13 protein-coding genes and 1 tRNA gene are annotated in these 13,003 nt (G+C 53.8%); 3 read left to right on the top strand and 11 right to left on the bottom strand.

Annotated features, from left to right (window positions below):
- Positions 1-61: 61 nt before the first annotated feature.
- The 11 genes from JQ845_RS15230 to JQ845_RS15180 form a co-directional block, all read right to left on the bottom strand.
- Positions 62-1,201 carry a hypothetical protein gene (locus tag JQ845_RS15230; protein WP_203009207.1) on the bottom strand — a complete coding sequence of 380 codons (1,140 nt, stop codon included), beginning with the start codon at positions 1,199-1,201 and terminating at the stop codon, positions 62-64.
- On the bottom strand, positions 1,198-1,695 hold the full coding sequence (locus JQ845_RS15225) for a DUF4365 domain-containing protein (protein ID WP_203009206.1): 498 nt from the start codon (positions 1,693-1,695) through the stop codon (positions 1,198-1,200). The genes JQ845_RS15230 and JQ845_RS15225 overlap by 4 nt, the downstream gene beginning before the upstream one ends.
- A 261-nt stretch (positions 1,696-1,956) precedes the next feature.
- Positions 1,957-2,145, bottom strand: coding sequence for a hypothetical protein (locus tag JQ845_RS15220; RefSeq protein ID WP_203009205.1), 189 nt, complete (start codon positions 2,143-2,145; stop codon positions 1,957-1,959).
- 62 nt (positions 2,146-2,207) lie between these two features.
- Positions 2,208-3,050, bottom strand: coding sequence for a chromosome segregation protein SMC (locus tag JQ845_RS15215; RefSeq protein WP_203009273.1), 843 nt, complete (start codon positions 3,048-3,050; stop codon positions 2,208-2,210).
- A gap of 230 nt (positions 3,051-3,280) precedes the next feature.
- A complete protein-coding gene (locus tag JQ845_RS15210; RefSeq protein ID WP_203009204.1) occupies positions 3,281-6,163 on the bottom strand; it encodes a DUF927 domain-containing protein in 2,883 nt (960 codons plus the stop codon).
- Positions 6,160-6,444 (bottom strand): hypothetical protein, encoded by a 285-nt coding sequence (locus tag JQ845_RS15205; protein WP_055102046.1) that lies wholly within the window; start codon positions 6,442-6,444, stop codon positions 6,160-6,162. Before JQ845_RS15205 ends, JQ845_RS15210 begins: the two co-directional genes overlap by 4 nt.
- A gap of 528 nt (positions 6,445-6,972) precedes the next feature.
- Positions 6,973-7,272: a hypothetical protein gene (locus tag JQ845_RS15200; protein ID WP_203009203.1), complete on the bottom strand. Its 300-nt coding sequence runs from the start codon at positions 7,270-7,272 to the stop codon at positions 6,973-6,975.
- Positions 7,273-7,274: 2 nt separating this feature from the next.
- Positions 7,275-7,541 carry a helix-turn-helix transcriptional regulator gene (locus tag JQ845_RS15195; protein WP_048351130.1) on the bottom strand — a complete coding sequence of 89 codons (267 nt, stop codon included), beginning with the start codon at positions 7,539-7,541 and terminating at the stop codon, positions 7,275-7,277.
- Positions 7,542-7,618: 77 nt separating this feature from the next.
- A complete protein-coding gene (locus JQ845_RS15190) occupies positions 7,619-8,545 on the bottom strand; it encodes a hypothetical protein (RefSeq protein WP_203009202.1) in 927 nt (308 codons plus the stop codon).
- Positions 8,546-8,789: 244 nt separating this feature from the next.
- Positions 8,790-10,031 (bottom strand): tyrosine-type recombinase/integrase, encoded by a 1,242-nt coding sequence (locus JQ845_RS15185; RefSeq protein ID WP_203009272.1) that lies wholly within the window; start codon positions 10,029-10,031, stop codon positions 8,790-8,792.
- A gap of 164 nt (positions 10,032-10,195) precedes the next feature.
- Positions 10,196-10,280: transfer RNA gene (locus JQ845_RS15180), tRNA-Leu, on the bottom strand.
- A gap of 106 nt (positions 10,281-10,386) precedes the next feature.
- On the opposite strand from JQ845_RS15180, the gene queA reads away from it, so the two are divergent.
- From queA to yajC, 3 genes are read left to right on the top strand one after another with little or no spacing between them, the layout of a single operon-like run.
- Positions 10,387-11,448: a tRNA preQ1(34) S-adenosylmethionine ribosyltransferase-isomerase QueA gene (queA, locus tag JQ845_RS15175; RefSeq protein ID WP_003443400.1), complete on the top strand. Its 1,062-nt coding sequence runs from the start codon at positions 10,387-10,389 to the stop codon at positions 11,446-11,448.
- Positions 11,449-11,459: 11 nt separating this feature from the next.
- Positions 11,460-12,575: a tRNA guanosine(34) transglycosylase Tgt gene (gene tgt / locus JQ845_RS15170; protein WP_003443399.1), complete on the top strand. Its 1,116-nt coding sequence runs from the start codon at positions 11,460-11,462 to the stop codon at positions 12,573-12,575.
- 42 nt (positions 12,576-12,617) lie between these two features.
- Positions 12,618-12,956, top strand: coding sequence for a preprotein translocase subunit YajC (gene yajC, locus JQ845_RS15165; protein ID WP_003443398.1), 339 nt, complete (start codon positions 12,618-12,620; stop codon positions 12,954-12,956).
- The last annotated feature ends 47 nt before the right edge of the window (positions 12,957-13,003 follow it).

Below are 13,003 nucleotides of genomic sequence, written 5' to 3'. Positions count from 1 at the left end.
CCGTGGAGTCTCTCTCCACCGGAGGTCCGTATCCATATAACTCACTACCAGCTTGACTTAATCAGAAGGGAAACTCACCGTTAGATAAGACCCGAAACCCCGATGGATTTAGTAGCTTCGAGCTCCGTGCCGAAACATGAAGGTCGCCAGTGCATTGAATCGCTGTTTTTTGCTTATGCGCATTTACAGCATGCATGTACTCGTCAGGCCCCACTTGAATAGACACATGCTTTTCAGTATCTCCAATCATCGTCGTTACTGTGATGGTACCCGCCTCGTCATTCAATGGCCTGTCCAATCGTTTTATAGAGCCTATGATAGTTCGCGCTGGCAGTACATAGTTATCTTTGTAATAGGCTGACGCGTCCGCGATTTTGGCGATGGTCTCACAATCAAATCTATATTTTTTTATTCTTGAAATGGTTTGATGGCAATGTGATGGGGTAATTGAAATTTCAAAACCGCGCTTCTTTTCTGCACCACTGAGTCCTATAAGTGCATCACACATATTGGAGCTTGCTCCGCTAGCAACTGCTGCATCAAATACGGTGAGGTCCCCAATTGTCGAAAATTTATCGACTGCAAGGGTCAGAGCCTCAAGACCAGACGCCAAATTAGAAGTGACGATATTTGACAATGGAACATCTTCAAAAGACTTCTGGTCGCTCTGTATTGGCCCAGTCGGAGCGATTATATTCACAATATAGCTACCAACTTCTGTTTGCCCCAAGCGGAGCGAATCAATGTATGCCTTCACTTCTGGCGATCGTTTCCCCATAAAGTGCCGTCTCTTAAACGCTGTAGACATCACCGCAGAAGCCATTAGATCACGTGCGCGTATATTTAAGAGTACACCATCATTAATTGGAATAGTTCCAGCATCAACATCATCGTGAAATACACGTATTCGGACTAGATCGGAAAAGTAACCCATAACCTCTTTTAATACAGTTATAGGTGATCGAACCTCAAATATTGACATGGAAATTACTGCATCTACCATGCGATCTGCGAAGTCTTTAGAAGTAGCGGAACTAGGTAGTAAGATTTCCGCATCGGCTTGGTCGGGGCTGGATCTATGCCATATTGACGCTAGCCCTTTGAAGTCTCCGTCGCGAAACCAGCCATGGGACAGCATGTAAGACTCCATTTGTGCTGGAGTTATATCGCGAAGAAGCTTGGCAAGTTCATCCCGTATCATGCGCTTTCCCCGTCGCTAGCCAGCGTTAACAGGTGTCGCAAGCTTGTGGTGGTTAGCCGCTGTGAAAGTGGTATCTCAACGGTAACGGATGAGATGTTGTTAGTGTTCGGGAAATCCCTGAGTGAGAGCCAATAGCAGATATTATGCAGAGCCATGTGCGAGGAGTGATGTTTCACCCACAACTCATCGTCTTCCGGTATCAATAGCACAACGAGGTAACGCGGACAAATCACGTTACCGCCGCGAAGATCGTCAAAATTTTTGCGAGATAGAGGGAATTTTATAACATTTCCAGAAACCAAGTTCTGAGAGGTACATTTCAGCTGCAACTGGACCATGGGGTTCCGAAGCATGCCAGTAAATCCCTTACCCGAAAGTTGGATATCGATACTGTCGTCATCAACCATAAGCTGACTTGGGTTAAGTCCAGCTTGGGCTGCCATTGCGTGCAAATACGCAATATTGAACTGCTCTTTTTTCTTGCCTGCATCCATACGATATCAACTCTATCATTAGTACCCCGAGGGGTGAGCTTTCCTTTTCCTCAGACTTTAGCGGAAACAAACTAGATCGGCTTCGATTTTTCAGACGCTCCTGTTCGATTGAGGCCAGTTGCAAAGGCCTTGAATCGGAAAAAATCGCCGTTTTAAAAAATTTTCCAAAAGTATGGAAATTTTTGGTGAAGGATTGTAGGGCTGTTGGCAGATATTTGAAGCTCAGGCTAAGGCGGAAGCCTAGGGGCTTCCACCTTAGTGTTAGCCCCGTTTTTTCAGTTGTTTTTCTATGATACTAATCTCTGCGTTGATTGCTGCAATCGTCATGGTTTCTATGTTTGTAGTCTTCCCAGACTTCGGTTTTACGAGATTGATCAGTCCGTTCAGGTGGGATTTTCTTGCTTTCAGGGTATCTGAATAACTGTTTTTGCTTTGTATTGCAGCGTTCATGGTTGAGCCTCTTGGGGGATCGAAACGGCCCTGGATTAGGCCGTTTCGGGAGATATGAGGGGTTACATTGCAAGGACGTCCTGGACGGTGTACTTGTAAGAGCGTTCCGACAAATCACTACTATCCCAGCTATAGAATCGTTCGCCTTCTTCAGGAAGCTGTAGCTTCCTTAGGCTGATTTGATCGCGATCTATCAGTCGATACGCAGCCCAGAGCTTGCCTCCCATATCCAAAAGCTCCTTGGCTTTTTCGTTCCATTGTTCTTCCAGCACTGTATGAGCTAGGAGCAGGGCCTGCCTTTCAATCGCCTTATATTCCCTTTTTGCCTCGACGATGTGTTGATCAACGATGATCAGCTCCTGCTCCAGTGCGGCAATAATCAGATGTTGGCGACGATTATGCTCGGCTGCAGTTGCGAGGTTTTTTGCATGCTTTTGCGCGTCCGCATCGGCTTTTTTTTCACCCTCGGTGTCGCCCCATGCCACGGCCTGAGCATAGGCGGTTGCTGCATCGGTTTCTGCTTGACGGGCTTTTGCCATGTCCTCGTTTGCTTGCTGTTGAATTTGTTTCAAACGGGTACTGAGGCTGTCCCGTTTTTCATTTAGTTCTTGCTCGTCGGCTTTCCAGTTATCCATCGACTCGGTGTAGCCCGCCATCAGGGTTTCGTGATTAACGAGCTTCTCGCGACGAGCAATCTGATTGCTCAGAATGTTGGCTTGAAGCTTTCGAGAGTCATAAGGGATTTTCAGTTCGTTGTACTGCTTCCGGATTTCATATTCGCGAGCAGCGTCCATTACCTCGCTGCCCTCCAATAGCACTTCCAGAGGAGACATACCTGTATAGAGTTGTTCGGCTTCGCTCAGGTGTTCGTCGCGGTAGATTTTCAGCTTTTCGATTTCATCCAGCAGATGACGTCTTTTTTCGCACTGCTCAGTTTTTTCACTGGTGTCAGAAATAGGCTCTGCAAGGTTTGTGATCTCAAGGCTTTCCTGTTTATTGCTCTGTAGTTCACGTTGTTGGGTGGATGCTTGGAATTCGTTCACGTCTCTAGTTCCTTTCATATTTGATTTGGGATTGGATGAGCGGCTGGCGAGGCCGGGAATGAGCCGGCGCTACCTCGAACAATGGGTTGCCGTCAGGCAGCCCTGGCCTCGCTCTCATCCGTCCCCGGAACCGTATTTACGATGTAGCAGCGCTGCGGCCCTAGGCCCGGCAGGCGGACAAGGCTAGACGCCTTACCGTCGCTTCCCGGCTCGAGCACGCCACGACGCAGCAGCTCCTTGTTCACGGCATTGATGTTCATGCCTTTAAATACTTCGGAGCGCCACGCCTCGGGCAGCACGTAGTAGGTGTTGGTGGTATGCAGCTCGTCGCCCAGGCCATGCTCCAACGATTTGCGAAAGCCCAACCGGTCGATGGTGCGCGGGCCGTGCTCGTCGATCTTGGCGGCGGCGGATTCCCAGCGCGTGAAGCGGCTTTCACCGAAGCGTTCGATGACTTGGCGCAGCCGAGCAACGATGGCATCGCCTTCATAGTTACCGGCGCCGCCGCGTTCATTCAGCCATGCGTTGAGGCAGACACGGGCTGCTGTGGTCGCGGTGCCGTCAGGCCAACCGGTGATGCCCAATGCGGTAGCGAGCTCACCAGCTGCAGCCGCAAGGCCAAAGCGAAGGGCTGCGCGATGGGCCTGACCACTCGCTGAGGCGGGCAGGGATTTGGCAATAAACCCTTCAAGCGTGCGGCGCAGGATGATCGCCCAGCCGTGCATTTTTCCGGGCTCGCACAGCGCTGCTAGAAAGGCTGTGAGCGGTGTGCCGTAGTATTTGGCCACTCGGGCTTTGAGTGCGTCAGAAAGGGCGGCAGCGTCCTCAAAACCATTCAATACGTCGAACATGCCGAGCCCTTTACTAGCATCTGCAGGCACCGCGAGCATGCGTACTTCCATGCCTGCTTTGAGCTCTTTGTTGGCTTCGGCCATGTGTTGCGCCAAAGTTTTTTCGCCTGTGGATAGAAACAGTAGGCGCCACTCCTGAACCTGTCGGCCCGCTTGGCCACGATCGTTAGCGCGGGCTTTCCCGGTGCCGTTGCCGAGCATGTACACGGTTTCGCCAATGATGCGGGGGTCACACATGCCGATTTCGTCGAGTACCAGGAGGCCGTCCGAGTGCGCGGCTGCTATGGACTCCAGTGCATTATCGGTCGAACGCCATGACCGCACCAAGCGGGGCCCTCCGTAGATCGAGGCAGCGACTTGCAGGTGTGTCGTTTTACCGCCCGAGCTGTCGCCGTACAGGTGAAAGCCGCCTGATTCATGACCAAGCATGTGCAGCAGTGGCCCAGCAAACGCCACGCTGGCCACAAATGCCAAGCGATGATTGCCAACGCACAAGGCGCCGATTTGCTCTTGCCACTGCTCCAAGGTGCCTGCCTCACTTATAGGCGGCAGTTGGGCGCCTGCTTCATAGAAATGTAGGTGCTCAGCGTGGGAACCAACTTGCTGCTCTGGCAGTAGAAAGGCGCTGTCGTGCCAGCCCAGTCGTGTGACCAAGCGTGCGCGCTGTGCGCTGTCGAATCCTTGGAAGTAGCTCTGCAGATCGTTACGCGCATTGCGGCTGGAGCGTGTGCCAGCAAGGCGCAACCCCATATCTACCAGAGGGCCTAGAACGTCTTTTCCGAAGTCGCCGGTCATGGTGCGCGCCGGAATGTTCCAGCGTTTTTTTGCGCCATCGGGGTCGTCAAACTCGACCAGCAATCCCCAGTTATGACCTTTGGCATCGCGGGTGCGAGCGAGGATTTCCAGTGGTGAGCAAACAGGGCGTGACTCGCCATCTTCACCGGAATAAAACACCCCTTCGTGAGTCAGGCGAAAGCCGCTGGGTAGAGTGTCGGTTTTGGGTTTCGAGGCACGCTTTGCCGGTGTTTTTACCTTGGGTTCTACAGTCGGAGCAGGCGCAGTACCAAACAGTTCGCCAGTGCACTCCAACTCGGCAATGTGGCTCGACGTCCAGCCTTTGGCGAGTGCGTCCGCGGCATCGTCGCCTTGCTCCCACATGCCGCCCTTGGTGAAACCGGGCAGGCCATTTTTGAGGGTGGGTTTGCGTTTGAAGTTTTCCAGCGCAATTACGCGAACTGACTCGGCGCCAATTGCTTCCAGTTTTTTAGCAACGGCATCCATGCAGGTTGTACCGCTCGGGTCGTTATCGGGCCACAACACGACAGTGCGATTTTTGAGAGGGGACAGGTCAACTTTGTGCCAGGCATTCGAGCCATTTGGCCAGCAGGTAGCCACGTAAGCTGGGAAGAGTTCGGCGGCAGCATCTGCAGCCTTTTCACCTTCGCACAGCACCACTGTTGCACCTGCTTGCAGGCTGAGTTCGTGCAGTCGAAGCAGTGGGCGAGGTTCGGCCAAGCCTTGCCAGCGCCATTGAGTAGTTTGGGTATCGGAGCTCTGGCACCACGTTAGCGGGGCGAAGACTTTCTTGGGCTTGCCGTCTTCGTCTGTGCCGAGGTCAAAGCGATAAAGCACCATAAGGGGCTGGCCCTGAGTATCGCGATAGATCCAGACTTTGGATGGCGCGTCGTGCTGCCGATGCTTGGCAGGGCACTTATTCATGGCCTCCGCTGGGATCGGTTGAATTGCTTTCCACTCAGGTGCTGGGCTTTTAGTCGGTGCTGGTTTTGATGGCGAATCCTCAGCGTTCAGCCGAAGCAGATCCGCAAGTTTGTTGCAGGCCTCTACGTCCGTGCCGCCATCCAGGTAGCGCACCAAATCAATCAGATCGCCGCCTTTATCGCCGGTCGCAAAATCAGCCCAGGTGCCTTTGCTCAGATTGATTTTGAGTGAGCCTGCGCGCTTGTCGGTGCGGGTTGGATTGGGTGCTGTGTATTCCTTACCGCCGTCTACACGCTTGCCGTTGGGTAGCCATTGAGTGAGTACGCGATCAATGTTGCGCAGAGCTGCGGCTTTGACTTGGGCAAAAGTTGGGCGGCGTGAATTACCTTTTGGGGGAGTATTCATTTTGCACCCCCAGAGGAATCACTCTGGTTCGATGCCGTATCAGCATGCATGGCCAGCGTTCTGATTAAGCCAAGCGTGCCGCGAACATCCCAAAGCACGGACGCGATGATGTGGTTGGAGAGGCGAGGGGTGTCACCTTCAAAGTGATCTTCCAGTAGGGTCAGCACAGACGAGGCGCGATCAATGGCGCAGGTGATGGCGTCAATCGGGATACCGGCTTCGGCCTCTTTGCTGACGCACAGGAGGTCTTCGGGCAGGGCGAAGCTCAACAGGCTTTTCATCGAGCACCCCCTGCAGATTCGAGGGAGCGAGCTTTGGACATGTGAGCGTTGTAGCGGGCGAGACGTGTAGCGAGGCTGGAGTTTGCGTGTAAAGCGGCGAGAGCCATTGCTCGATGAGCTGCGGCGCGATTTTTGAACGGATTGAGGGCGTGCATCTGGCGAAACTCCTATTGTTGAGGAGCTGCCACGTTCGTTACCAAGCGAATGGGTGGCAGCTGTACGCAGGTTGGTAAACCGGGACAATAGGAACCCGGCAGACCCGAAGGTCTCCCACGCACAGCCGCCATAAAACGAATATGCGGACGCAAAAAAAGCGCCTGCAATCGAGATGGGGGCGCTGTTGCGCCTATTGTTCAACGGGTTACCAAGCCCGGTCACTGATTTTGCAGCGACGGCGAGAGAGTACCGTCCCATTTTGGAAAGTGCAACCGTGTGGAGGTCTTGCGCATTTTTTCGAAGCGGCATAAATTGAGCTGGCATGTAGATATACCTCAACGCCTCCGGATCGCTCCCGGGGGCGTTTTCGTTTCAGGCATGGATTTCGTGACGCAGATGCAGAATTGGAACGATGCTTTCACTGACCATTTGGCGAGCTTCGTGATAGGCGTAAAGCTTCTCTGGCTCATCAAGGGCGACTGCGCCAAAGCGTTCTGTGTGCAGGATCAGCACGCACCAAACACCGTCGGGCCAGCTCACTACTATCAATGCACGGCCCAGTGCTTCATGGCGTCGACGCAACCGTTCAAAACGAGTGATAAGGGATGCCGAAAAGCCGATTTTTCGCAGCACTCGGAATGGCCAGATGGTTACTTTTAGAGGATGGCCCATATCTATGCGGCCTCACCGTCACGAGCAGCGATACGGGCGCGAGTCCAGCTCTGAACTTCCCCTAGTACCCAAGCAACAGGTGCGCCGCGGGCATTGCTATTACTTAGTTTTACTGGAGTAGGGAAGCCGCTTTCGGGTTGCTGCATAAGCTTGTAGATGGTGGGGCGAGCAAGGCCTACGATGGCCATTACTTCGGTGATTCGGATCAAGGTTGTCCCTGGATCGCGGAGAGAAAGGGCTTTTGATTTTGGAGTGAGATAGTCCGTCATAGCTGTGCCTAGCAAGTGAGAGTCAGCACAGGGTACGAACGCAACGGAAAGCAAACATGGTTTGCTTTCCTGGCTATTCATTTTAATTTAGGAAAGAAATTACCCTCGTCGACGTACTTTCGAATAGTCGGTTTAGATGCAATGCCATCCGCATGAAGGGCTTTCACGAGTTCTGTTTTTGTGCTTTGGGCATTGGCTTGAAGGTGCCGCTTGGCTGACTTTATGATCCTGTCCTTTAAATCCTGAGATTCTTGCTGTTTCACAGAGTCAGGAGATTTATTGCCTTTGCCAGCTGCACTTGACCGTAACGAGGCTTTGGAAGAGAACGCAGTGCTTACGATGTCGTGCAGTACGCTTGAAACATTGAATCCCTTAACCGAAACATCGATGTTTTCAATTTGCTGATAAAGGCCAGCCAATTGAAGGGCGTTTTCAGCATCCCCTTTTCTGATGGCGAATTGTTCCCGGGCATAGATTTCCAGGCCGCTGTTGAGATCTCTTTGTCTCTCAACTAGGTCTAGGTATTCCCGCGAAGGCATCATTTTCAATTGTTCAATTAGCTCTGCGTCGATCCCCTCGACGATGATTTCGAGGTTGAAAAGCCAGTTGGCCAAGATCTCCACTGCTTCCACGCTGTAGACCAGTGCCACGGTTGCAGTGAGCTGTGAATCAGTCGCAGGGTGATCAACGCCTATGACATTGCGAACAGTCCTTGGAAGGGATGCTGCCTGCATAAAGCTGGCTTCTTGCACGATCACGTCGCGAAGATGAAATACTGATTGGATCGTGGACTCGGCATATTCTGTATAGCTTCCTTCGTCGAGCCAGAACGAGGTGGCCATGTTGATTACATCAAATGCCTCATAGAAGTGATCGTAGAATTGGGGGTAAAGCGCTAGCTTGTGCACAGCTGCTTCAGCTTCGTCCATATCCCAAAGTAAGTACTTCACGTTGTAGCCTGCAATCTCTAGATCATCAGTATCCACGCCAAATTCGAAATTCATTCAGATTGCCCCGAGCCCCATTTTTGAGCATGAAACCAGCGATAGAAGTGTCGGGGTGTGAGCACCTGCAGGTAGGTTTGTGAGCTGCTGCTGTTACACAGATTGGGCGCGTTACACGTTGCTGAGTTTGTGTGTGTAGAGAGTGTTACGAATAAAAAATCCTTTATTTTCATGTGCATGGTTGTTTTCGTTACACGAGTTACACACGTAACACCGGATTTTATGGAAGGTAGGGGTTGTATATTCATATCGCTTTCCCGAAGTCTGCGTGCACCACATTCCCAGCGCTCAGCTCTTCAAGGTGGTCGGCGTACCACTGCATCATTTTGATTCGGTTATCGAGATACTGGGCCTTGTTGTAAACCCCGGAGATGCCTTGTTCTTTATGTGCCAGTTGAGCCTCCACATGCTCTTTTGGCCAGCCATGCTCCCTCAGGAGTGTGCTCGCGGTGTGTCGAGTGCCATGACCTACAAGACGACCTTTGTAACCAATAGTGGAGAACACTTTGTTAATAGTGTTTTCGCTGATGGTCGGGTTCTTCGCGCCGACTCCTGGGAATAGCCACCTACTACGACCTGTTAATGCCTGTAGCTCCTTCAGTGCCTCTATAGCTTGCTTGGGTAGAGGGCTGACAAAATCCCTGCGCATCTTCATTTTCTCTGCCGGTGTGGTCCACAGGGCTTTTTCAAGGTCGATTTCTTTCCACTCAGCAAAGCGGACCATGCCCGGTCTTGAGGCTGTCCACAGGCAAAGCCATGCCGCTGTGCGAGCGGTGAGTCTGCTGGGGGTGTTTTTGAGTGCCTGAACAAACTCACCCAGCTCGTGCTCGAGGAGGTGAGGGTGTTGCTGAGTCTTGGGAGCTTGCGCGGCAATATCCCGCAAGCGGCTCCCCGGATCGTTCTCTGTCAGTCCCAAGCCGATGGCCCGGCCAAAGATCTGATTGATCCAGGTGCGGCATTTCTCGGCAACGTTGTGGGCGTCACGAGCCTCAATGCTGGCCTGCAGCTCGGCGCAATCGGTGCGGGTGATGTCGTCGAGAGGTTTGTCGCCAAGTGCCGGGAGTATGTCTTTGTCGAGGTAGGTGCGGATCTTGTTGAGGGTGGAGGGTGCCAGGCCTTTTTCTTCTTTGGCCTTGAGCCATGCGTCAGCGGCTGCGCGAAAAGTGCGGGCTTTGGCAATGTCGATGGCAGCTTTGGCAGAACGTTTCTGTTCCAGAGGGTCGGCACCGCTACTCACTACTTTGCGTAGTTCAGCAGCTTTCTCTCGTGCCACGGCACCACTGACCTCTGGATAACCCCCGAGCCCCATCCAGGCCCAATTGCCCGCCGGACGTTTGTAGCGCAGTTGCCAGGATTTGCCGCCGTCAGGCTTTACCCGGAAGTAGAGACCGCTCCCATCAAGCTCTCGATATTCTTTTGACTCTGCCTCCAGCCCGGCCAGCGTGGTATCGGCCAGAGGGCGGCGCTTGATGTCTGCGCGCTTCATCCTTGTATCCCAAAGTTCGGTATTTTTCTCAGGATACAAGTGGGGATACAGGGATACAACGGATAGGGGTAGACAGGGGTAGATCGTCAGGCACAAAAAAACCGGCTCGGGGGCCGGTTTCTCTGTGCTGCAAGTCCTGGTAGAGACTTGCAGGTACTGCTATATGGTGCCCCGAGGGAGACTCGAACTCCCACTTCTTGCGAAAACGGATTTTGAATCCGCCGCGTCTACCAATTCCGCCATCAGGGCTCAATGGCGGCGAAGTATAGAGATGAGGTTTAGGTCGGTCAACAACTTATTGGTCTATTTTTACTAAGTCCGTTAAACTTCCCGGCCCTGCTAGACGAAACCTATCATGCGCGTTGCTGACTTTACTTTCGAGCTCCCTGATTCACTCATCGCACGCCATCCTTTGGCGGAGCGCCGCAACAGTCGCCTGCTGACCCTGGATGGGGAGAGCGGGGCACTGGCACATCGTCAATTCACTGATTTGCTTGAGCATTTACGCCCGGGCGATCTGATGGTGTTTAACAATACCCGGGTAATTCCTGCTCGCTTGTTCGGCCAGAAGGCCTCGGGCGGCAAGCTGGAAATTCTGGTTGAACGGGTGCTCGACAGTCATCGGGTACTGGCGCATGTGCGCTCCAGCAAGTCGCCGAAACCAGGGTCGAAAATCCTGATTGATGGCGGCGGCGAAGCCGAGATGCTGGCGCGCCACGATGCGTTGTTCGAGCTGGGCTTTGCCGAGGAGGTTTTGCCTCTGCTGGACCGCGTCGGGCATATGCCGTTGCCACCTTATATCGACCGTCCGGATGAAGGTTCGGACCGCGAGCGCTATCAGACGGTGTACGCCGAGCGCCTCGGTGCGGTCGCGGCACCGACGGCGGGGCTGCACTTCGATGAGCCGTTGATGCAGGCGATTGCCGCCAAGGGCGTCGAGACTGCGTTCGTGACCCTGCACGTAGGTGCCGGTACGTTCCAGCCGGTGCGGGTCGAGCGTCTTGAAGATCACCATATGCACACTGAATGGCTGGAAGTCGGCCAGGATGTGGTGGATGCCGTGGCGGCGTGCCGTGCACGGGGCGGGCGGGTGATTGCGGTGGGTACGACCAGCGTCCGTTCGCTGGAGAGTGCTGCCCGCGATGGCGTGCTCAAGCCGTTCAGTGGCGATACCGATATCTTTATCTTCCCGGGCCGGCCGTTCCATGTGGTCGATGCCCTGGTGACCAATTTCCATTTGCCTGAATCCACGCTGCTGATGCTGGTTTCGGCGTTCGCCGGTTATCCCGAAACCATGGCGGCCTATAAGGCTGCGGTTGAGCATGGGTACCGCTTCTTTAGTTACGGTGATGCAATGTTCATCACCCGCAATCCTGCGCCGACGGCTCCTGCCCCGGCCCCTGAGGATCAAGCATGAGCAACTGTCGTATGTCTTTCGAGCTGCTTGCCACTGATGGCAAGGCTCGTCGCGGTCGTCTGACCTTTCCCCGCGGTGTGGTCGAGACCCCGGCCTTCATGCCGGTCGGTACCTACGGCACGGTCAAGGGGATGCTGCCGCGCGATATCGTCGATACCGGCGCGCAGATGATTCTGGGCAACACCTTTCACCTGTGGTTGCGTCCTGGCACTGAAGTGATCAAGAAGCACGGCGACCTGCACGATTTCATGAAGTGGCAAGGTCCGATCCTGACCGATTCGGGTGGTTTCCAGGTGTTCAGCCTGGGCGCCATGCGCAAGATCAAGGAAGAGGGCGTGACCTTTGCTTCGCCGGTTGATGGCGCCAAGGTGTTCATGGGGCCGGAAGAGTCGATGCAGGTCCAGCGCGATCTGGGCTCCGACGTGGTGATGATTTTTGACGAGTGCACGCCGTACCCGGCCGATGAAGACGTGGCGCGTGTTTCCATGGAGCTGTCGTTGCGCTGGGCCCAGCGTTCCAAGATTGCCCATGGTGACAACACGGCGGCCTTGTTCGGCATCGTTCAGGGCGGCATGCACCAGAACCTGCGCGAGCGTTCGCTCGAAGGCCTGAACAAGATCGGTTTTGATGGCCTGGCCATCGGCGGTCTGTCGGTGGGCGAGCCCAAGCACGAAATGATCAAGGTGCTGGATTACCTGCCCGGGATGATGCCTGCTGACAAACCTCGTTACCTTATGGGAGTTGGCAAGCCGGAAGATCTGGTTGAGGGTGTGCGCCGCGGTGTGGACATGTTCGATTGCGTGATGCCAACCCGCAATGCCCGCAACGGGCATCTGTTTATTGATACCGGTGTAATCAAGATCCGTAACGCGTTTCATCGCCATGATGATTCGCCGCTGGATCCGACCTGTGACTGCTATACGTGCCAGAACTTCTCCCGCGCTTATCTGCATCATCTGGACAAGTGCGGCGAAATGCTGGGGAGCATGCTCAATACCATCCATAATTTGCGGCACTATCAGGTGCTCATGGCTGGTTTGCGCGAGTCTATTCAACAGGGTACATTGGCCACCTTTGTCGACGCCTTCTATGCCAAGCGCGGGCTGCCTGTGCCGCCCTTGGACTGAGTTTCGGACCTTTAAGAAACAACATTGCAACTGGAGTGCTTAATGAGCTTTTTCATCTCTTCCGCTTTCGCGGACGCTGCTGCACCTGCCGCTGCTGGCCCTATGGGTGGCGGTTTTGAATGGATTTTCCTGGTCGGCTTCCTGGTCATCTTCTATCTGATGATCTGGCGTCCACAGGCCAAGCGCGCCAAAGAGCAGAAAGCCCTGTTGGGTAACCTGCAAAAAGGTGACGAGATCGTAACTACTGGCGGTATCGCCGGCAAAATCGTCAAAGTTTCCGATGCGTTCGTTGTGATTGAAGTGTCGGACACTGTTGAACTGAAAATTCAGAAAGGCTCTGTTGCAGCCACGTTGCCTAAAGGCACGCTGAAAGCGATCTAAAGTTTCAACTTTTAACAATCGACGGGGCGCGCAAGGCGCCCCGCGTT

Origin of the sequence: Pseudomonas paraversuta, from assembly GCF_904063065.1 — a bacterium.
Taxonomy (GTDB): domain Bacteria; phylum Pseudomonadota; class Gammaproteobacteria; order Pseudomonadales; family Pseudomonadaceae; genus Aquipseudomonas; species Aquipseudomonas paraversuta.
Note: the sequence above shows the minus strand (reverse complement) of the source record. Positions and strands in the feature narration are given on the sequence as shown.

Bases quoted from the DNA above. Each gene is read 5' to 3' on its own strand.
- JQ845_RS15195 (WP_048351130.1), bottom strand. From the start codon at position 7,541: ATGACGGACTATCTCACTCCAAAATCAAAAGCCCTTTCTCTCCGCGAT.
- queA (WP_003443400.1), top strand. From the start codon at position 10,387: ATGCGCGTTGCTGACTTTACTTTCGAGCTCCCTGATTCACTCATCGCA.
- JQ845_RS15190 (WP_203009202.1), bottom strand. From the start codon at position 8,545: ATGAATTTCGAATTTGGCGTGGATACTGATGATCTAGAGATTGCAGGC.
- JQ845_RS15210 (WP_203009204.1), bottom strand. From the start codon at position 6,163: ATGAATACTCCCCCAAAAGGTAATTCACGCCGCCCAACTTTTGCCCAA.
- yajC (WP_003443398.1), top strand. From the start codon at position 12,618: ATGAGCTTTTTCATCTCTTCCGCTTTCGCGGACGCTGCTGCACCTGCC.
- tgt (WP_003443399.1), top strand. From the start codon at position 11,460: ATGTCTTTCGAGCTGCTTGCCACTGATGGCAAGGCTCGTCGCGGTCGT.
- JQ845_RS15185 (WP_203009272.1), bottom strand. From the start codon at position 10,031: ATGAAGCGCGCAGACATCAAGCGCCGCCCTCTGGCCGATACCACGCTG.
- JQ845_RS15205 (WP_055102046.1), bottom strand. From the start codon at position 6,444: ATGAAAAGCCTGTTGAGCTTCGCCCTGCCCGAAGACCTCCTGTGCGTC.
- JQ845_RS15200 (WP_203009203.1), bottom strand. From the start codon at position 7,272: ATGGGCCATCCTCTAAAAGTAACCATCTGGCCATTCCGAGTGCTGCGA.
- JQ845_RS15225 (WP_203009206.1), bottom strand. From the start codon at position 1,695: ATGGATGCAGGCAAGAAAAAAGAGCAGTTCAATATTGCGTATTTGCAC.
- JQ845_RS15220 (WP_203009205.1), bottom strand. From the start codon at position 2,145: ATGAACGCTGCAATACAAAGCAAAAACAGTTATTCAGATACCCTGAAA.
- JQ845_RS15230 (WP_203009207.1), bottom strand. From the start codon at position 1,201: ATGATACGGGATGAACTTGCCAAGCTTCTTCGCGATATAACTCCAGCA.